Genomic DNA, 17,830 nt, shown 5'->3' on the forward strand with positions numbered 1-17,830 from the left:
CCCATGCTAGAGCAAGCGGGGCCCTTTGGCAACTAGCCGGCCAGGACCCTTTCCTCCAGGCCCTTCAGAAGGCTTTCCACGTTTTCCTGCATGAGCTTTTGCACCAACTTTTGCAGAAGTCCCCCAAAGATAGGGATGGTGAGCTCGTAGGCCAAGGTGAGGACCACCCGGGTACCTTCGCCCTCGGGCTGGAAGACCCAGGTGCCCTCGTAGCGGTCAAAATCCCCTTCCGGGGAGAAGAAGCGGTTCCTCAGGTGGGCGTCGTCCCACTCCTCCTCCTCCAGCCAGCGAACCTTCTTGCCCATGGCCACCGCCACCCACTCGCTCCGGGTGCGGTTGCCCTCCTGGGAAAGCACCTTAAGGCTTTCCACTTCCTTGAGGTAGGGCTTCAGGCCCTCCAGGTCCTTGGCCAGGGCATAGACCTTTTCCGGCGGAGCGGGAATATAGCGCTCGGCGCGCACCTCGGGCATGGGCTCTTTTTACCCCTTTTCCTCCTCCTTGGCAAGCTCGTAGGCCCGCAAGGCCAGAGAGAGGGGGAAGCCCCGCCCCACCAAAAACCGCACCGCCTTGGCCTTGTCCCGGCGCCTGGGGTAGCGGCGCAGGGCCCTAAGGGCGGCCTCGAGGGCCTCCTCCTCCCCAAGCTTCCCGAGAACCGCCTCCACCACTTCCTCCCCCACCCCTTGGGCCCTTAGGAGGTGGCGGAGCTTCAGGGGGCCGTACTTGCGCCGGACGGCCACGAAGGTTTCGGCGAAGGCCCGGTCGTCCAGGTAGCCCAGGGCCAGGAGGCGCTCCAGGGCCTGGGCCACCTCGGCCTCGGGGAAGCGGGCCAGGAGCTTCTCCCTAAGGCGGGCCTGGCTCATGGCCCGCCGGGAAAGGAGGCGCAGGGCGTAGGCGAAGGCCTCGGCCTTGTCCATAGGTTTAGGGTACGCTATGGCCCATGCGGGTCTTCGCCATCGCCGACCCCCACCTTTCCCGCGTCCACCCCAAGCCCATGACCATCTTCGGCCCCGGCTGGCAAGGCCACCCCGAGGCCTTTTTTCGCGGCTGGCGGGAGGTGGTGGGGCCCTCGGACCTGGTGATCGTGGCCGGGGACATCTCCTGGGCCATGCGCCTCCCCGAGGCCATCCCCGACCTCCTGGACCTGGCGGCGCTTCCGGGGAGGAAGGTGCTCCTCAAGGGCAACCACGACTACTGGTGGCCTTCCATCTCCAGGCTCCGCGCCGTCCTCCCCGAAGGCATGTACGCCCTGCAGAACGACGCCCTGGTCCTGGACGGGGTGGCGGTGGCGGGCACCCGGGGCTGGCAGTACCCTCCTGAAACCCCCGAGGACGAGAAGATCCTGGCCCGGGAGGCGGAAAGGCTCGGGCTTTCCCTGAGGGCCCTGGAAGGGAGGCCCTACCGCCACCTCCTGGTGGCCTTCCACTTTCCCCCCTTCGGGCCCGGCGGGGAGGCCACCCCCTTGCTGGAGCTGGCCGCCCAAGCCGGCCCCGCGGCCATCGTCTACGGCCACCTGCACGGGGCCGATCCCGCCAGGCTTCCCCAGAGCTACCGGGGCATCCCCCTCCACCTGGTGGCGGCGGACACCCTCCGCTTCCGGCCCAAGCTGGTGTTGGAAGCGGACTAAGGATATACTCGGTACATGGTTTGGAGGCCTATAGGGGATGGCGTGGAGGCCCTTTACCTCACCACCCCCGTGGGGCGGTGGGTGGGGTATGGGGTCTACGTCTACCGGTACCGGGGCCTCCTGGTGGACACAGGCCCTCCCAAGGTCCCGCCCTTCGCCCCGGGGACCGAGGCCGCCCTCCTCACCCACGCCCACGAGGACCACGCCGGGGGAGCCTTTCGGCTTGGCCTTCCCGTCTACGAGAGCGCCCTGACGGCCGCCCTGGTCGCCGCTCCCAAACCCCTCCGCCTTTACCGCCGCCTGGTCTGGGGAAGCCCCCGCCCCGCGCGGGTGGAGGTGGCCGAGCACGTAGGCCCCCTCCACCTCCTCCCCACCCCGGGCCACGCCCCCGACCACGTGGCCCTCTACGACCCCAAGGCCGGCCTCCTCTTCGGGGGGGACCTCTTCCTGGGGGTGAAGGCCAGCCTGGCCACCCCAGGGTTTGACCTCCCCGCCCTCCTGGAAAGCCTCCGGAGGGTGCTCGCCCTCAGGCCCCGGGCCTTCTACTGCGCCCACGCCGGGCCCGTGGAGGCTCCCTTAAAGGCCCTCCAAGCCAAGCGGGACTTCCTGGAAGCCAAGCGGGAGGAGGCCCAGAGGCTCCGGGCCCAGGGCCTCACCCCCGAGGAAGTCCTCAAGCGCCTTTTCGGCGGGGAGAGCCCCCTGGCCTACCTCTCGGGAGGGGAGATGAGCCGCCTCGCCTTCGTGAAGGCCCTTATGATGGAGGGATGATCACCGCCTTCGTCCTCATCCGCGCCCGTGGCGACCGCATCGCCCCCTTGGGGGAAGCCATCGCCGAGCTGCCTCAGGTGGCGGAAGTTTACTCCGTTACCGGGCCCTATGACCTGGTGGCCCTCCTCCGGCTCAAGGACCTCGAGGATCTGGACGAGGCCGTAACCCAGGGGATCCTGGGCCTGGAAGGGGTGGAGCGCACGGAAACCCTCCTGGCCTTCCGGGCCTACCCCAGAAAGCTCCTGGACCAGGGCTTCTCCCTAGGGCAGGAGTAGTGCCCGGGCCCTTCCGCTTCCTCCTTCTCCTGCAGGGGGGGCTCCTCCTCCTGGGGGGAGGGGGGATGCTCCTTGGGGGCTTTCCCATGCTGGGGAGGCACCCCTTTGCGGAAAGCCTTCTGGGGCTTGGGCTCCTCCTGGGCTTGGCGGGCCTCGAGGTCCTCTTTCGCCGCCTCTTCCCCCGGTCCTTCCAGGAGGCGGAGCGCCTCCACCAGGAGCTGGGCCTGGCCCTGCGCCGGGCGGGGGCAGGCCCTCCCTTTCTCCTCCTCCTGGCCTTCTTCTCGGGCCTGGCCGAGGAGGTCTTCTTCCGGGGCTTCCTGCAAAGCCTCCTCGCCCTGAAGCTGGGCCCCTGGGCGGTGCTCCTCCAGGCCCTCCTCTTCGCCCTCCTCCACCCCGCCCCCAGGGGGGCCTTGGCCTACACCCTCTACACCGGGGCGGCGGGCCTTCTTCTGGGCCTGGCCTACCTCCTCACAGGAAGCCTTCTGCCCGGGGTCCTGGCCCACTTCCTCCACAACGCCCGGGGCTTTTACCAGCTTGGGCGCTAGGGCGGGCCCAACCCCTCAAGGTGCCCCTCCTCCGCCCCCTCGGCCAGGGCCGAGGCCACATTTTCCCTCCTGAGCCTGGTATAATGAGCCTGTAGCTATCCAAAGCGGCGCCGGACCCTATGAAGGAGGGTCTCCATGAACGAGCTGGAGCGCATCCGCCGCCTTCAGGACCTCGAGGCCTACCGGGCCCTTAGCTGGGAGGGCTCCTTCGCCGACTACCTACGCCTCCTCAAGGAGGACCCGAGGCCCTTGAGGACCAGCTTCCAAAGGGTTTACGACATGGTCCTTTCCCACGGGGTGGAGGAGTACACCCTCTTCAAGGAAAAGCTCCTCCACTACCGCTTCTTTGACGACCCCTTTGAGGGGGGCAAGGACGCCATCTTCGGCCTGGACAAGCCCCTCATGCGCCTGGTGGCCACGCTTAAGGCGGCGGCCCACCGCTTAGGCCCCGAGCGGCGCATCCTTCTCCTCCACGGGCCCGTGGGCTCGGCCAAGAGCACCATCGCCAGGCTTCTCAAGAAGGGCCTCGAGGCCTACAGCCGCACCGAGGAGGGAAGGCTTTTCACCTTCTATTGGAAGACAGAGGAGGGCCCCCTGCCCTGCCCCATGCACGAGGAGCCCCTCCACCTCCTGCCCCCGGAGATCCGGGCGGACTTCCTCGCCGAGCTGAGGGCCCTCCACCCGGACTACCCCTACCCCCTGGAGGTGGAGGGGGACCTGTGCCCGGTCTGCCGCTTCCAGATGCGGGAGGCCCTAAAGAAGCACGGGGGGGACCTGGCGGCGGTTCTGGAGGGGGAAGTGGTGGTGAAGCGCCTGGTGCTCTCGGAAAAGGACCGCGTGGGCATCGGCACCTTCCAGCCCAAGGACGAGAAGAACCAGGACGCCACCGAGCTCACCGGGGACATCAACTACCGCAAGGTGGCCCTTTACGGCTCCGACTCCGACCCCCGGGCCTTCAACTTTGACGGGGAGCTCAACATCGCCAACCGGGGCCTGGTGGAGTTCATAGAGATCCTCAAGCTGGACGTGGCCTTTCTCTACGACCTCCTCACCGCAAGCCAAGAGCACAAGATCAAGTCCAAAAAGTTCGCCCAGACGGACATAGACGAAATTGTGCTGGGCCACACAAACGAGCCAGAATATAGAAAACTTCAGGCCAACGAGTACATGGAGGCCCTCCGGGACCGCACCATCAAGATTGACGTCCCCTACATCCTCCGGGTCTCCGACGAGGTGAGGATCTACCGGCGGGACTTCGCCAAGGTGCGGGGGAAGCACATCGCCCCCCACACCCTGGAGATGGCCGCCACCTGGGCCGTGCTCACCCGGCTGGAACCCCCGAAGCGGGCGGGCCTCACCCTCATGCAGAAGCTCAAGCTCTACGACGGCAAGCTCCTCCCCGGCTGGACGGAGGAGGCGGTCAGGGAACTCATGGGGGAGGCCAAGCGGGAGGGCCTGGAAGGGATAAGCCCCCGGTACATCCAGGACAAGATCTCTAACGTCCTCGTCACCAGCGAGGAGCCCTGCATCAACCCCTTCATGGTGATGAACGAGCTGGAAGAAGGCCTCAAGCACCACTCCCTCATCGCCGACGAGAAGACCCGGGAGCGCTACCGGGCCCTCCTCCAGGAGGTGAAGGCGGAGTACGCCGAGATCGTCAAGAACGAGGTGCAAAGGGCCATCGCCGCGGACGAGGAGGCCCTAAACCGCCTCTTCCACAACTACATCGACCACGTGAAAGCCTACGTCCTGGGGGAGAAGGTGAAAAACCCCTACACCGGGGCCCCCGAGCCCCCCAACGAGCGCCTCATGCGCTCCGTTGAGGAGCGGATTGACATCCCCGAGTCCCGCAAGGACGATTTCCGCCGGGAGATCATGAACTACATCGGCGCTTTGGCCCTGGAGGGGAGGCAGTTCACCTACAAGGACAACGACCGCCTGCGCCGCGCCCTGGAGCTCAAGCTCTTTGACGACCAGAAGGACACCATCAGGCTTTCCGCCTTGGTCTCGGGGGTGGTGGACCCGGAGACCCAGGCCAAGATCGACGTGGTCAAGGCCCGGCTCATCCGCGACCACGGCTACTGCGAGCACTGCGCCAGCGGCGTCTTGGAGTTCGCCGCCTCCCTCTTCGCCCGGAGCGAAAAATGAGGCCCATCGAGCGAGACCTGCTGCGCTTCAAGGAGATCGTCCGGGGAGAGGTGAAAAAGCGGGCCCGGGAGTTCCTGACCCGGGGGGAGTTTTTCGGCCAGGTGGAGGGGCGGGTGGTCTCCATCCCCCTGCCCCAGCTGGAGGTTCCCAAGATCGTCTACGGAGAGCCCCTGGGAGAAGGGCTGGGCCTCGGGGGGCCCGGGGAGGAGGCCTTGGGCCCCGGGGGGCACGTGCCGGTGGCCGAGCTGGAGCTGGAGGAGTTCTTGGACCTCGTGGGGGAGGCCTTGAGGCTTCCCCGGCTAAGGCCCAAGGGGGAGGGAGAGGTCACGGAGGAGGCCTTCCGCCACACCACCATCGCCCGCAAGGGGCCGAGGGGGCTCCGCCACGTGCGCCGCACCCTCAAGGAAAGCCTCAAGAGGGCCCTGCAAAGCGGGGAGTACCGGCCGGAAGACCCCCTCTTGGTGCCCGAGCGGGAGGACCTGCGCTACAAGGCTCCCAGGCGCAAACCCATCCCCCACGCCCAGGCGGTGGTCCTCTTCGCCCTGGACGTTTCCGGGAGCATGCGGGAGGAGGAGCTGAGGCTCGTCAAGACCCTCTCCTTCTGGATCACCCTCTGGATCAAGCGGCACTTTCCCCGGCTGGAAAGGCGTTACCTCCTCCACGACGCCGAGGCCTGGGAGGTGCCCGAGGAGGAGTTCTTCAAGGCCCGGGAAGGCGGGGGGACAAGGCTTTCCAGCGCCCTGCTTCTCGCCGAGGAGATCCTTAAGGCCTACCCCGAGGCCTTCTACAACCGCTACCTCTACCACTTCTCCGATGGGGAGAACTGGCAGGGGGACACCCCCCTGGCCCTCGAGGCCCTAAGGCGCCTCCTCCCCTCCCTGGCCCTTTACGGCTACGCCCAGGTCCAAGGCCCCTACGGCCAGGGGCGCTTCTTGGAAGAGGTACGGGAGGCCTTGGGAGGGCGGGAGGGGCTGGCCCTTACGGAGGTCCGGGGACGGGAGGACCTCCCCCTCGCCCTGAGGCGGCTTCTGGGAGGGTAAGGTGCAGAAGGAGCTACGCCACTGGGCCCAGCTGCTGAAGGAACGGGCGGAGGCCGAGGGGCTCAGCTTTGCCCCGGTGCTCTTCGAGGAGGTAGGGCCCGAGGAGATGGCCATGCTGGCCGCCTACGGGGGCTTCCCCCGCCGCTACCCCCACTGGCGCTGGGGAAGCGAGTACCTGCGCTACCGGGAAACGTACCGCTATGGCCTATCCCGCATCTACGAGCTGGTGGTGAACACCGTCCCGGTCCAGGCCTACCTCCTGAAGGGCAACCCCCTCCTGGCCCAGAAGCTGGTCATGGCCCACGTCTACGCCCACGCCGACTTCTTCCACAACAACCTGGCCTTCCAACCCGTCCCCAAGGACATGCTCTCGGAGATGGCCCACCACGCCGCCTACGTGGAGCGGGCCATGGAGCGGCACGGGGCGAGGAGCGTGGAGGAGTTTTTGGACCTCGCCCTCTCCCTGGAAAACCTCATCGACCCCCACGCCCCCTACATCCAAAGGCCCGCCCAGAAGGAGGAGGGGGAGGCCCCCAGACGCATCCCCGTGCGCCCCTACCTAGACCCCTACGTGAACCCGCCCCCCGAGCCCCCCAAGGAGGCGGAGGAGGGGGCAAGCCCCGAGCCCCTGCCCCCCAAACCCACCCGGGACATCCTGGGCTTTCTGGCCCGCCACGCCCCCCTCGCCCCCTGGCAGAAGGGCATCCTGGAGATCGTCCGGGAAGAGAGCCTCTACTTCGCCCCCCAGGGGGCCACCAAGATCCTGAACGAGGGCTGGGCCACCTACTGGCACACGAAACTCCTCCTTCCCCTCCTCACCCCCGAGGAGGCCCTGGAGTTCGCCGAGATGCAAGCAAGCCTCCTCGCCCCCCACGGCCTGAACCCCTACCGCTTGGGCTACCACCTCCTTCAGGAGGTGGAGGAGCGCTGGGACAAGGGGCGCTTTGGCCCTGAGTACGAGGCCCTGCCCCTGGGGGAAAGGCTCCGCTACGAGAGGCCCACGGGGGAAGGGAGGAAAAAGCTCTTCCGGGTGCGCACGGTCTACACCGACCTAAACTTCCTGGAGGAGTTCCTCACCCCGGAGTTCGCCCTGAGGCGCGGCCTCCTCTCCCCCGAGGACCTGCCCCGCTTTGAAGAGGCCAAGAGGGCCCTCCTTTTCCGCCTCACCAACCTGGGCTACCCCATCGTGGAGCTTGTAGACGCCAACTACCAAAACCGCGGAGAACTCCTCCTCCTCCACGCTTACGAGGGGGTGGGGTTGGACCTCAAAAGGACCCAGGCGGTGCTGGAAAACCTCCACCGCCTCTGGGGAAGGCCCGTCCACCTGAAGACCGTGGTGGAGGGAAAGGAAACCCTGCTTTCCGCCGGCCCCTAGCGGAGGACCCGGAGGTAGCCCAGAAGGAGGGCCTCGGAGAGCTCCCCCAGGTGCCGGGCCACCAGCCTCCCCTCCCGGTCAAAGAAGAAGGTGGTGGGAAGCCCCTGGATGCCCAGGGTCTGGGAGAGGCGGGTCTCAGGGTCCAAGAGAACCCACTGGGCCTCGAGGCCCCCCTCCTGCAGGAACTGCCGCACCACCAAGGGGCCTTCCCCCTGGCTCACGAAGAGGAAATGGACCCCGGGGTTCTCCTGGGCAAGGCGCATCATCATGGGAAGCTCCCTGCGGCAGGGCGGGCACCAGGTGGCCCAGGCGTTGAGGACCACGGGCTTTCCCCGAAAGCTTTCCAGGTTGACCTCCGTCCCCCCGAGGGTGGCGAGGGTCAGGGCGGGAAGGCGCCCCTCCTCCACCCTTCCCTGCCGGGTAAAAAGGAGGCCCGCCAAGAGCCCGGCCGCCAGGGCTGCCCCCAGGGCGTACCGCCAAAGGTGTCTGGGCAAGGCCATGAGCGTATACCCCCCTGCCGCCAGGATACCCCACCAGGGGTCAAACCCCCCCTGCCAGACGTAGAGGACCGAAAGGAGGTCCCTGGCGTAGACGGAAGCGTTCTCCAGCACGAAGCCGAGCCTGGCCCCCAAAAGCCCCACCAGCACGGCCCCCTGGGCCCAGGAGGAAAGCCTTCGGTCCACCCGGCGGGAAAGGACCTCCGCCACCCCCACCAGGACGAGGAGGACCAGGGCCACCTTGAGCCGGACCCAGGGGATGGCGAAGGGCCCAAACTGCCAGGCATCCATCTACCGCACCAGGGGGTATCCGGCCCGCTCTATGGCCAAGACCCCCCCCACCACGTTGTAGAGGTTCGTGTAGCCCTTCCGCGCCAGGTACTCCGCCGCCCTTCGGCTCCGGTTGCCGCTGTGGCAGTAGAGGTAGACGGGCTTGTCCTTGGGGATCTGGTCGGCCCAGCGGGCCACCTCCTCCACGGGGAGGTTGATGGCCCCGGGGACGTGGCCCTGGGCGAACTCCCCCGGGGTCCTCACGTCCACCACCACCGCCCCCGAGGCCAGGGCCCGGTAGAGCTCCTCCGGAGCCACGTTTTTGTAGCTCCCCTTGGGCCCGCAGGCGGCGAGGACCAGGGGCAAGGCGAGGATCAGCGAGGCTACCTTGAGGCCAAGAAGGGCGCGACGGGTCATGCTAGGCCTTCACCCCCACGGCCTTGCGGATGGCCTGGAGGAACTGGGAGAGGGGCTGGGCCCCGAGAAGGCGCTCCTTGCCGTGGTTGATGACGGTGTCCGGCACGCCGTGGATGTGGTAGCGGTTGGAAAGCTCGGGGAACTCGTTGGCCTCAATCATCTCGCCCCACACCTTGGGGGAGGCGTAGGCCATGCGGTGGGCGGTGCGCACCGCCTGCGGGCAGTAGGGGCAGGTGGGGGTGACGAAGACCTGGAGGACCACCTCCTCGGGAAGGTTGTTAAGCTCTTGGACCACGTTCTCGGGCAGGCCGTGGCCGTCCCGGCCCAGCATCTCGATGTCCTCGAGGAGGCTTGCGAACTCGTAGCCCGCGGGGATCCCCCGGTAGCGGAGGTTAATGGCCTCCGAGCCCTTCTCCCGGAGGATGAGGGTGGGGGCGGCCTCCACCTTGTAGGCCTGGGCCCTCTCCTGCCCCTCGGGGGTGGCCAGGTCGTAGACCACCAGGTGGAGCTTGTCGGAAAGGGCGGAAAGCTCCTCCAGAAGCTGCTTCGTCTCCTTGCAGTACAGGCAAGGCTCCTTGCCCGGGGCGATGAGGGTGGAGGTGTCGGTGAAGAGCACCAGCTCCACGTCCCGGGTGAGGTTGGAAAGCCTTTCCCGCACGATCTCCTGTTCCTTGGGTCCCAGTAGCGCCATGTTTCCTCCCGGATACCCCCGTAGGGGTAGGTCCTTCAAACACTATAGCAGGGGTGGCCGCAAACGTACAGGGGGCTGGGAAGCTTCAGGGCAGTTGACACCCAGTACCCCCATGGGGTATATTGGGGCCGTAGGGACAAAGGTCCCATCCAGGGAGGTAAGCTATGGTCTTTCGCCAGATCTACGAAGAAGGGCTCGCCCAGATGAGCTACCTTCTGGGTTGCGCCGCCACCGGGGAAGCCTTGGTGGTGGACCCCAGGCGGGACGTGGACGTGTACTTGGAGCTCGCCCAGTCCTTGGGCCTGCGCATCACCGCCATCGCCGAGACCCACATCCACGCCGACTACCTCTCGGGGGCGAGGGAGCTCGCCCGGGCCACGGGGGCCACCCTGTACCTCTCCGACGAGGGGGACGAGAACTGGAAGTACAAGGGCCTGGAGGGCTTCCCCCACGTCCTCCTCAAGGACGGGGACGAGTTCAGGGTAGGGAACATCCGCGTCCGGGCGGTCCACACCCCGGGCCACACCCCCGAGCACCTCTCCTTCCTGGTGGCGGACGGGGCGGTGACGGACGAGCCCCTTCTTTTCCTCACCGGGGACTTCGTCTTCGTGGGGGACGTGGGCCGGCCGGACCTCCTGGAGGAGGCGGCGGGGATCAAGGGCACGGCCATCCCGGGGGCCAGGCGGATGTTCCGTAGCCTCAAGGAGAAGTTCCTGACCCTTCCCGACCACGTCCAGGTCTGGCCCGGCCACGGGGCGGGCTCCGCCTGCGGCAAGGCCTTGGGGGCCCTTCCCGCCACCACCGTGGGCTACGAGCGCCGCCACGCCTGGTGGGCGGAGTACCTGGAGAGGGACGACGAGGAGGGGTTCGTGAAGGCTCTCCTCCAGGGCCAGCCCGAGGCCCCCACCTACTTCAAGGAGATGAAGCGGCTGAACCGGGACGGGATGGCCATCCTGGGCGGCCTTCCCCACCCGGGCCGCCTCACCCCGGCCCAGTTTGAGCGCTGGCTGAGGGAGGGGGCCATCCTCGTGGACACCCGGGACAAGTTCGCCTTCGCCGGCGGGCACATCCCGGGGAGCATCAACATCCCCGCGGGGAAGAACTTCTCCACCTGGGCGGGCTGGCTCCTCCCCTACGACCGCCCCCTCGTCCTCCTCGCCCGACCCGAGGAGGTGGAGGCCCTCACCCGGGCCCTCGTCCGCATCGGCCTGGACGAGGTGGTGGGGTACATCCCGGGGCTGGAGGGCTACGCCCAAGGGGAGCTGGAAACCGTCCCCCAGGTCACCGCCAAGGAGGCCAAGGAGCTCTGGGAGAAGGGGAAGGCCTTCGTCCTGGACGTGCGCGGGCGGGACGAGTATCTCGCGGGGCACATCCCCGGGGCCCAAAACATCCACGCGGGCCGCGTCCTCGCCCACCTGGACCGGCTCCCCAAGGACAGGCCCCTCATCGTCCACTGTGTGGGCGGGGACCGTTCCAGCACCGCCATCAGCGCCCTCCTGGCCCACGGTTTTAGAAACGCCCTGAACCTCACCGGGGGGATCAAGGCCTGGCGGGAGGCGGGCTTCCCCGTGGTGCAGGGCGAGGAACTGGTGCAGGTCTAAGCGAGCCCACCCCGGCCTAGGCCGGGGTGGGTCGCCCAAACCCCAAGGAGGTTTTCCATGTACGAGACCCAGGTGCAAGAACTTTCCCCCGAAGAGGCCAAGCGGCTTTACGACCAAGGGGTGCCCTTCTTTGACGTGCGCGAGGTGGAGGAGTACGCCCAGGCCCGGATCCCCGGGGCCCGGCTCCTCCCCCTCTCCGAGTTCATGGCCCGCCACGGGGAGATCCCCAAGGACACCCCCGTGGTCCTCTACTGCCGCACGGGCAACCGCTCCTGGCAGGCGGCGGCCTGGCTTGGCGCCCAGGGGTACCGGGTGTACAACCTCGAGGGCGGCATCGTCCGCTGGTACCGGGCGGGGCTTCCCGTGGACACCACCCCCGTGGAGGTGGGCTACGCCGCCACGCCCTTTAGGGAGGTGGGGCCCCACGAGGCGGCGAAGCTTTTGCAGGAGGCCCTGGTGGTGGACGTGCGGGAGGCGTGGGAGTACGGGGAGGGCCACGTCCCGGGCGCCGTGAACATCCCCCTCTCCACCCTGCCCCAAAGGCTTTCCGAGCTTCCCAAGGACAGGCCCATCCTCCTGGTGTGCAACTCGGGGAACCGCTCGGGCGTGGCGGCGGAGTTCCTGGTGGCCCAGGGGTTTGACGGGGAAAGGGTCTACAACCTCGAGGGCGGCACCTACGCCTGGATGGGAGCGGGGCTCCCGGTGGAGCGATGACCCTGGCCCTCCTCGGCGCCCTCCTCATCGGCCTCTCCCTGGGGCTTTTGGGCTCGGGGGGGTCCATCCTCACCGTGCCCGTCCTCGTCTACCTCCTGGGGGAACCCCCCAAGCAGGCCATCGCCGAAAGCCTGCTCATCGTGGGGGGGATCGCCCTCCTGGGGGCGATCCCCTACGCCCTGAGGGGGCTCGTGGACTGGAGGAACGTCCTCTTCTTCGGCCTACCCGGCATGGCGGGCACCTACCTCGGGGCCTGGCTTTCCCAGTTCGCCTCCGGGCAGGTGCAGCTCCTCACCTTCGCCCTGGTCATGCTCCTCGCCGCCTACTTCATGGCCAGGCCCACCCCCTTGCGCCCCAAGCCGGGGAAGCGTAAGCCCTGGAAGATCGTCCTGGAGGGCCTTTCCGTGGGTGCCCTCACGGGGTTCGTGGGGGTGGGGGGGGGCTTCCTCATCGTGCCCGCCCTGGTCCTCCTGGGGGGGCTTCCCATGCACCTGGCGGTGGGGACGAGCCTCCTCATCATCGCCCTCAAGTCCTTCGCCGGCTTCTACAAGTACCTCCACCTCCTCCCCGCCCTGGGCCTCTCGGTGAACTACCAGGTGGCGGGGCTCTTCCTCTTGGTGGGGACCCTGGGGAGCTTCTTCGGGGGGAGGCTGGCCGTGGCCCTGCCCCAGGAGGGCCTGAAGCGGGGCTTCGCCCTCTTCCTGGTGGCCATGGGGGCCTACATCGTGGCCCAGAGCCTATAGACTGAGGGGGTGCCCTTCCGCACCCTCCTAGCCCTCCAGGCGGAGGTCCTTCCTGGGGCCTACCGCTCGGAGGAAGCCTTCCGGGAGCGGGTCTTCGCCCTCCTGAAACCCTTGGAGGGCACCCCCTCCCCCAGGCTTGCCGCCTTTCCCGAGCTCTTCGGCCTCCCCCTCCTCCTCCACCTGGAGGGGGAGGTTTCCTGGAGGGACCTCCTCAGGGATCCCCTCCTCCCCTGGCGGCGGGCCAGGCGGGCCTACGGGGTCTTCCACCGGGTCATGGCCGAGGCCGCCCGGGCCTTTGGGGCCTACCTCCTTTCGGGCTCCCTCCTCTCCCCGCCTTATGAGGAGGAGCTCGCCCGGGGGCGGTTCAGCCGCACGCCCTTTTTCCAGAACCTGGCCCTCTTTTTTAACCCCGAGGGCCGCCTCCTGGCCCAGGTGCCCAAGATGGCCCTCACCCCTCCCGAGCGCTGGCTCAAGGGGGGAAGCTTCGGCCCCCACCTGGTGGAGACCCGGGCCGGGCGGGTGGGGGTCCTGATCTGCCTGGACGGGTTTTTTGAAAGGCACCTCTCCCGGCTGGACGCCCTGGGGGCGGAAATCCTCCTGCAGCCTTCCGCCAACCCCGCCCCCTGGGACCGCCCCTGGCCCCAGGACCCCTCCCGCAAGGAGGGGGAGGTCTGGCTGGCCTCGGCGAAAGACAGGCTTTGGGGCCGGGAGAACCTCCGGTTCCTCCTGAACCCCATGCTGAACGGGAAGGTCCTGGGGCTTTCCTTTGAGGGGCGAAGCGGCATCTACGCCCCGAAAGAGGCCCTCCTCCTGGCCCAAAGGCCCACGGGGGACGAGGCCCTCCTCCTCACCCTATAGCCGCTCGGGGAAGAGCCGGATGGGGACCTTGCGGATCAGGGCCTTGGCGAGCCTCTCCCAGGCCAGGTCCTGAACCCGGGCCCTCAGGTCCTCCGCCACCTCCTCCAGGGAGTAGCGGCCCGGGGGGACCACCCTCTCCAAGAGGATAAGGTGGAAGCCGTACTCGGTCCTCACGGGCGGGGAGACCTCCCCGGGCTTCAAGGCGAGAAGGGCGCTGGCAAAGGCCGGGAGGTAGGTGTCCACGGGCTCACACCCCAGGTCCCCCCCGGCCTCCTTGGAGCCCGGGTCCTGGGAAAGGGCCCGGGCCACCTCGGGGAAGGCCTCTCCCCCCTCCAGGCGGGCCAAGGCCTCCTTGGCCTCCTCCAGGGTGGGGAGCAGGATGTGCCGGGCGCAGTAGAGGGCCCCGTGGCGGTACTCGGGGGAGAGGAGCCAGAGGGCCTTGAGGGCGGCGGGCGCGACCCTCAGCCGCTCCCGGTAGTGGCCCTCCAGGGCCTCGAGGGCCAGGGCCTCGGCGAGGAGGGTGCGGTAGGTGGGGAGGTCCGGCACCCCGGCCTCCTTCAGAGCCCCCTCCAAGGCCCCCTCCTCGGGAAAGGCCCGCTTAAGCGCCTCCAGCCGGGCCTCCACGCTGTCCGGCAGGGGAAAGAAGCCCTGAGCCCGAGCCACCTGCAAAAGCGCCCTCTCCTCCGCCAGGGCCTGCAGGTAGGGGAGGCGGTACTGGGCCAGAAGGGCCTGGGTTTCCGGGGTGTCGGGCAGGCCCAGCTGCCTCAGGGCGCTTTGGGCGAAAAGCCCGAAGCGAAGGGCAAACTGGCTCTGGGTGAGGGCCTCCTCCCCCACCTGGGCCACCACGGGGTCTTCCTGGGCGAGGGCGAGACCCAAGGCCAGGGCCAAAAAGAAAGCGCGCATGCCCCATGCTAGCATAGGGGGCGTGAACGACCTTATCCTCCGGGCGGCCAGGGGCGAACCCACCCAAAGACCCCCCGTCTGGTTCATGCGCCAGGCGGGCCGCTACCAGCGCTCCTACCGGAAGGTCCGGGAGCGCCACACCCTGCCCGAGATCGTCAGGAACCCCGAGCTCGCCGCCCAGGTGACCCTAAGCCCGGTGGAGGAGCTCGGGGTGGACGCCGCCATCCTCTTCGCCGACATCACCACCCCCCTCTACGGCATGGGGGTGGACCTGGACCTGGTGGAGGGCAAGGGGCCCGTGATCCACCGCCCCATCCGGGACAAAGAAGGCGTGGAAGCCCTGAGGGCCATCGAGCCCGAGGAGGCGGTGCCCTTCGTGCTGGAGACCCTTCGCATCCTCAAGCGGGAGCTCAGGGTCCCCCTCATCGGCTTCGCCGGAGCCCCCTTCACCCTGGCGAGCTACCTGGTGGAGGGGGGGCCAAGCCGCCACTTCCTCGAGGTGAAGGCCTTGATGTACCGGGAAGAGGCCCTGTGGCACCGCCTCATGGGGAAGCTCGCCGAGGCCATGGCCCGCTACCTCCGGGCCCAGGCCGAGGCGGGGGCCGACCTCCTCCAGGTCTTCGATTCCTGGGTGGGGGTCCTCTCCCCCGCCGACTACCGCCGCTACGTGAAGCCCCACATGGAGAGGCTCTTCCAGGCCCTAGGGCCCCTCGGGGTGCCCGTCATCCACTTCGGGGTGGGAACCATGGGGCTTCTCCAGGAGATGGGGGAGGCCGGGGGGGAGGTCCTGGGCCTGGACCACCACACCCCCCTCCCCTGGGCCCGGGAGGTCCTGGGGAGGACGCCCGTGCAGGGGAACCTGGACCCGGCGGTCCTCTTCGCCCCCAAGGAGGTCATAAGGCGGGAGGTGCGGAGGATTTTGGAGGAAAACGGCGGGCGGCCCGGGCACATCTTCAACCTGGGGCACGGGATCCTGCCCAAGACCCCAGAGGAAAACGTGCGCTACGTGGTAGAACTCGTGAAGGAGGTTTCCCCATGAACGTCCTTCTCATGGCCTACGGCACCCCCTACGCCCCCGAGGAGATCGGGCCCTACTACACGGACATCCGCCGGGGCAAACGCCCCCCGGAGGAGCTTCTGCGGGAGCTTTCCGAGCGCTACGCCGCCATCGGCAAAAGCCCCCTGAACGAGATCACCCTGGCCCAGGCCATGCGCCTCCAGGCCCTCCTGAACCTCGAGGCCCCCCCCTACCCCAAGCGCCTCCCGGGGCCCTTCCCCCCCCGTGTCCCCCAGGGCCCGGCCCGGGTCTACGTGGGCACCAAGCACTGGCACCCCACCCTCGGGGAAGCGGTGGCCGCCATGCACGAGGACGGGGTCAAGCGGGCGGTGGCCATCGTGGCCGCCCCCCACTACTCCTTAAGGAGCGTGGCCGAGTACCGCGAGAAGGTGGAGGCCGCCCTCAAGGCCCTCCCCGAGCCCATAGACTTCCTCTGGGTGGAAAGCTACGAGGCCCACCCCGGCCTCATCGCCGCCTACGCCAGGAGGCTGGAGGAGGCCATCTGGCGGCTCAAGGACCCCAAGCGGGCGGCCTACGTCTTCACCGCCCACTCCATCCCCCTCTCCGCCGTGGAGAAGGGGGACCCCTACCCCAGGCAGGTGGAGAGGACGGCGGAGCTCATCGCCCAAAAGCTCTCCCTCCCCCGCTTTCACGTGGCCTACCAGTCCGCGGGCCGCACCCCCGAGCCCTGGCTCGGCCCCGACGTCAACGAGCTCCTTAGGGCCCTCGGGGAGGAGGGCGTTGAGGAGGCGGTGGTCCAGGCGGTGGGCTTCCCCGCCGACCACCTGGAGGTCTTCTACGACCTGGACCTCGAGGCCCAGGCCACGGCGAAGGAGGTGGGCCTGAGGCTTCTTAGGGCCCGGAGCCTGAACGCGGACCTGGACTATATCCAGGTTCTCAAGGAACTGGTGGAGGCCGCGTGGCTGAGGTAGCCGTGGTGGGGGGCGGGTGGGCGGGGCTTTCCGCCGCCTTTGCCCTCAAGGAGGCGGGGGCGGACTTCCTCCTCCTGGAGGCCACCTTCCGCCTGGGGGGCAAGGTGCGCACGGCGCGGCAGGGGGGCTTCCTGGTGGAAGGGGGCCCCGACGCCAGCGTGCGCTACAAGAAGGAGGTGCTGGAGCTGGCCCAGGCTTTCGGCCTGGAACCCATCGGCACCCTGCCCCAAAGGCCCTCCGCCTACGTCCTGCGGAAGGGCAAGGCGCACCCTTTGCCCGAGGGGCTTTTCCAGGTGGTTCCCGGGGACCTCCGCGCCCTGGCCAAGACCCCCCTCCTCTCCTTCCCGGGAAAGCTCCGGGCCCTCCTGGACCTCCTCCTTCCCCGGGGGGCCAAGGACGACGAGGCCCTGAAGGAGTTCGTGGAGAGGCGGCTCGGCCTCGAGGTCTACCAGGCCCTGGTGGCCCCCCTGGCGGGGGGGATCTACGGGGGGGAGCCCGACGAGCTCTCCATGAAGGCCGCCTTCCCCCAGCTTCGGGAACTGGAAAGAAGGCACCGGAGCCTCCTCCTGGGAGCCCTGCGCGCCCGCAAGGGGCGGGGAAGCCGGGAAGGGGGAAGCCTCTTCTTCTCCTTCCCGGAGGGCCTGGGAAGCCTCACCCAAAGGATGGCCGAGGCCCTGGGGGAGAGGGTCCTCCTGGCCACCCCGGTCCTGGGGCTGGAGCCCCTGGGAGGCCGTTTCCGCCTCCACACCCCCAAGGGGGCCTTGGAGGCCGAGGCCGTGGTCCTGGCCACCCCCGCCCCCCAGACGGCGGGCCTCCTGAGGCCCTTTCTCCCCGAGGCCACGGCCCTCCTCAAGGGCATCCCCCACGTCCCGGCGGCCACGGTGACCCTGGCCTTTAAGGAGGCGTTGCCGGTGGCGGGGCACGGCCTCCTCATCGCCCAGGGGGAGGGGTACCGGGTGCGGGGCTTCACCTGGACCCACCAGAAGTGGCCGGGAAGGGCCCCCGAGGGCATGGGCCTGGTGCGGGCCTACCTCTCGGGGGAGGTGGCGCGGCTTTCCGAGGCCGAACTGGCCCGCCTGGCCCTGGAGGACCTGAGGCACTTCCTGGGCCAGGAGGTGCGGCCGGACCAGACCTTTGTCTTCCGCTTCCCCGAGGGGATGCCCAGCTACCGGGTGGGCCACCTGGAGCGGGTGGAACGCCTGGAGATGGCCCTCCTCAAAGCCCCGGGGGTTTTCCTGGCGGGGAACTACCTGATGGGGGTGGGCCTCCCCGAGGTGGTGCGCTCCGGGAGGCAGGCCGCGGAAAGGGCCCTGGCCTACCTGGCCCTGGCCAAGACCCCCTAGCGCCCCGCCCCTTTATGGGGTAAAGTGGC

At 68.6% G+C, this 17,830-nt stretch carries 20 protein-coding genes; 14 read left to right on the forward strand and 6 right to left on the reverse strand.

Features of this window, described 5'->3' with window-relative positions; all coding sequences use genetic code 11:
• Positions 1–32: 32 nt before the first annotated feature.
• Together ACY5J6_RS07995 and ACY5J6_RS08000 are read right to left on the reverse strand one after the other, a co-directional pair.
• Complete coding sequence (locus ACY5J6_RS07995; RefSeq protein WP_054638555.1) at positions 33–470, reverse strand: SRPBCC family protein; 438 nt, start codon at positions 468–470, stop codon at positions 33–35.
• A 9-nt stretch (positions 471–479) separates the two neighbouring features.
• Entirely contained in the window at positions 480–914 is a 435-nt protein-coding gene (locus ACY5J6_RS08000; RefSeq protein WP_462844458.1) for a regulatory protein RecX, read from the reverse strand.
• A 23-nt stretch (positions 915–937) separates the two neighbouring features.
• Between ACY5J6_RS08000 and ACY5J6_RS08005 the strand changes: the two genes are divergently transcribed.
• The 7 genes from ACY5J6_RS08005 to ACY5J6_RS08035 all read left to right on the forward strand — a co-directional run bounded on the left by ACY5J6_RS08005 (position 938) and on the right by ACY5J6_RS08035 (position 7,775).
• On the forward strand, positions 938–1,624 hold the full coding sequence (locus ACY5J6_RS08005; protein ID WP_462844459.1) for a metallophosphoesterase: 687 nt from the start codon (positions 938–940) through the stop codon (positions 1,622–1,624).
• 42 nt (positions 1,625–1,666) lie between these two features.
• Positions 1,667–2,392: an MBL fold metallo-hydrolase gene (locus ACY5J6_RS08010; RefSeq protein ID WP_462844460.1), complete on the forward strand. Its 726-nt coding sequence runs from the start codon at positions 1,667–1,669 to the stop codon at positions 2,390–2,392.
• Complete coding sequence (locus ACY5J6_RS08015; RefSeq protein WP_462844461.1) at positions 2,389–2,667, forward strand: Lrp/AsnC family transcriptional regulator; 279 nt, start codon at positions 2,389–2,391, stop codon at positions 2,665–2,667. Before ACY5J6_RS08010 ends, ACY5J6_RS08015 begins: the two co-directional genes overlap by 4 nt.
• Positions 2,667–3,212, forward strand: a complete 546-nt coding sequence (locus tag ACY5J6_RS08020) for a CPBP family glutamic-type intramembrane protease (RefSeq protein ID WP_462844462.1) — start codon at positions 2,667–2,669, stop codon at positions 3,210–3,212. Before ACY5J6_RS08015 ends, ACY5J6_RS08020 begins: the two co-directional genes overlap by 1 nt.
• 135 nt (positions 3,213–3,347) lie before the next feature.
• Positions 3,348–5,360, forward strand: a complete 2,013-nt coding sequence (locus ACY5J6_RS08025; RefSeq protein WP_462844463.1) for a PrkA family serine protein kinase — start codon at positions 3,348–3,350, stop codon at positions 5,358–5,360.
• Positions 5,357–6,400: a DUF444 family protein gene (locus ACY5J6_RS08030; protein WP_462844464.1), complete on the forward strand. Its 1,044-nt coding sequence runs from the start codon at positions 5,357–5,359 to the stop codon at positions 6,398–6,400. The genes ACY5J6_RS08025 and ACY5J6_RS08030 overlap by 4 nt, the downstream gene beginning before the upstream one ends.
• A 1-nt stretch (position 6,401) precedes the next feature.
• Positions 6,402–7,775 (forward strand): SpoVR family protein, encoded by a 1,374-nt coding sequence (locus ACY5J6_RS08035; protein WP_462844465.1) that lies wholly within the window; start codon positions 6,402–6,404, stop codon positions 7,773–7,775.
• On the opposite strand, the gene ACY5J6_RS08040 is transcribed toward ACY5J6_RS08035, so the two are convergent.
• The 3 genes from ACY5J6_RS08040 to pdo are packed head-to-tail and all read right to left on the reverse strand — an operon-like array spanning position 7,772 to position 9,650.
• Positions 7,772–8,563: a TlpA family protein disulfide reductase gene (locus tag ACY5J6_RS08040; protein WP_462844466.1), complete on the reverse strand. Its 792-nt coding sequence runs from the start codon at positions 8,561–8,563 to the stop codon at positions 7,772–7,774. The two genes, ACY5J6_RS08035 and ACY5J6_RS08040, sit on opposite strands and share 4 nt — an antisense overlap.
• On the reverse strand, positions 8,564–8,959 hold the full coding sequence (locus ACY5J6_RS08045) for a rhodanese-like domain-containing protein (RefSeq protein ID WP_462844467.1): 396 nt from the start codon (positions 8,957–8,959) through the stop codon (positions 8,564–8,566).
• A 1-nt stretch (position 8,960) separates the two neighbouring features.
• Entirely contained in the window at positions 8,961–9,650 is a 690-nt protein-coding gene (pdo, locus tag ACY5J6_RS08050; protein ID WP_462844468.1) for a protein disulfide oxidoreductase, read from the reverse strand.
• 164 nt (positions 9,651–9,814) lie between these two features.
• Here pdo and ACY5J6_RS08055 point away from each other — a divergent pair, with 164 nt between their 5' ends.
• The 4 genes from ACY5J6_RS08055 to ACY5J6_RS08070 are packed head-to-tail and all read left to right on the forward strand — an operon-like array spanning position 9,815 to position 13,566.
• On the forward strand, positions 9,815–11,251 hold the full coding sequence (locus tag ACY5J6_RS08055; protein ID WP_462844469.1) for a rhodanese-like domain-containing protein: 1,437 nt from the start codon (positions 9,815–9,817) through the stop codon (positions 11,249–11,251).
• A gap of 57 nt (positions 11,252–11,308) precedes the next feature.
• Positions 11,309–11,965, forward strand: a complete 657-nt coding sequence (locus ACY5J6_RS08060; protein ID WP_462844470.1) for a rhodanese-like domain-containing protein — start codon at positions 11,309–11,311, stop codon at positions 11,963–11,965.
• Positions 11,962–12,708: a sulfite exporter TauE/SafE family protein gene (locus tag ACY5J6_RS08065; protein ID WP_462844471.1), complete on the forward strand. Its 747-nt coding sequence runs from the start codon at positions 11,962–11,964 to the stop codon at positions 12,706–12,708. Before ACY5J6_RS08060 ends, ACY5J6_RS08065 begins: the two co-directional genes overlap by 4 nt.
• Before the next feature lie 9 nt (positions 12,709–12,717).
• Positions 12,718–13,566, forward strand: coding sequence for a nitrilase-related carbon-nitrogen hydrolase (locus ACY5J6_RS08070; RefSeq protein ID WP_462844472.1), 849 nt, complete (start codon positions 12,718–12,720; stop codon positions 13,564–13,566).
• Here the strand turns inward: ACY5J6_RS08070 and ACY5J6_RS08075 are convergent.
• Positions 13,561–14,469: a peptidylprolyl isomerase gene (locus ACY5J6_RS08075; RefSeq protein WP_462844473.1), complete on the reverse strand. Its 909-nt coding sequence runs from the start codon at positions 14,467–14,469 to the stop codon at positions 13,561–13,563. The genes ACY5J6_RS08070 and ACY5J6_RS08075 overlap by 6 nt on opposite strands.
• Between ACY5J6_RS08075 and hemE the strand changes: the two genes are divergently transcribed.
• Genes hemE through hemG form a run of 3 tightly spaced genes read left to right on the forward strand, consistent with a single transcriptional unit; the run spans position 14,468 to position 17,801 of the window.
• On the forward strand, positions 14,468–15,508 hold the full coding sequence (gene hemE, locus ACY5J6_RS08080; RefSeq protein WP_462844474.1) for a uroporphyrinogen decarboxylase: 1,041 nt from the start codon (positions 14,468–14,470) through the stop codon (positions 15,506–15,508). The two genes, ACY5J6_RS08075 and hemE, sit on opposite strands and share 2 nt — an antisense overlap.
• Entirely contained in the window at positions 15,505–16,458 is a 954-nt protein-coding gene (gene hemH / locus ACY5J6_RS08085) for a ferrochelatase (protein ID WP_462844475.1), read from the forward strand. Before hemE ends, hemH begins: the two co-directional genes overlap by 4 nt.
• Positions 16,446–17,801 (forward strand): protoporphyrinogen oxidase, encoded by a 1,356-nt coding sequence (hemG, locus tag ACY5J6_RS08090; RefSeq protein ID WP_462844476.1) that lies wholly within the window; start codon positions 16,446–16,448, stop codon positions 17,799–17,801. The genes hemH and hemG overlap by 13 nt, the downstream gene beginning before the upstream one ends.
• Positions 17,802–17,830: the final 29 nt, after the last annotated feature.

It is taken from the genome of Thermus sp. H19.2 (assembly GCF_054979525.1).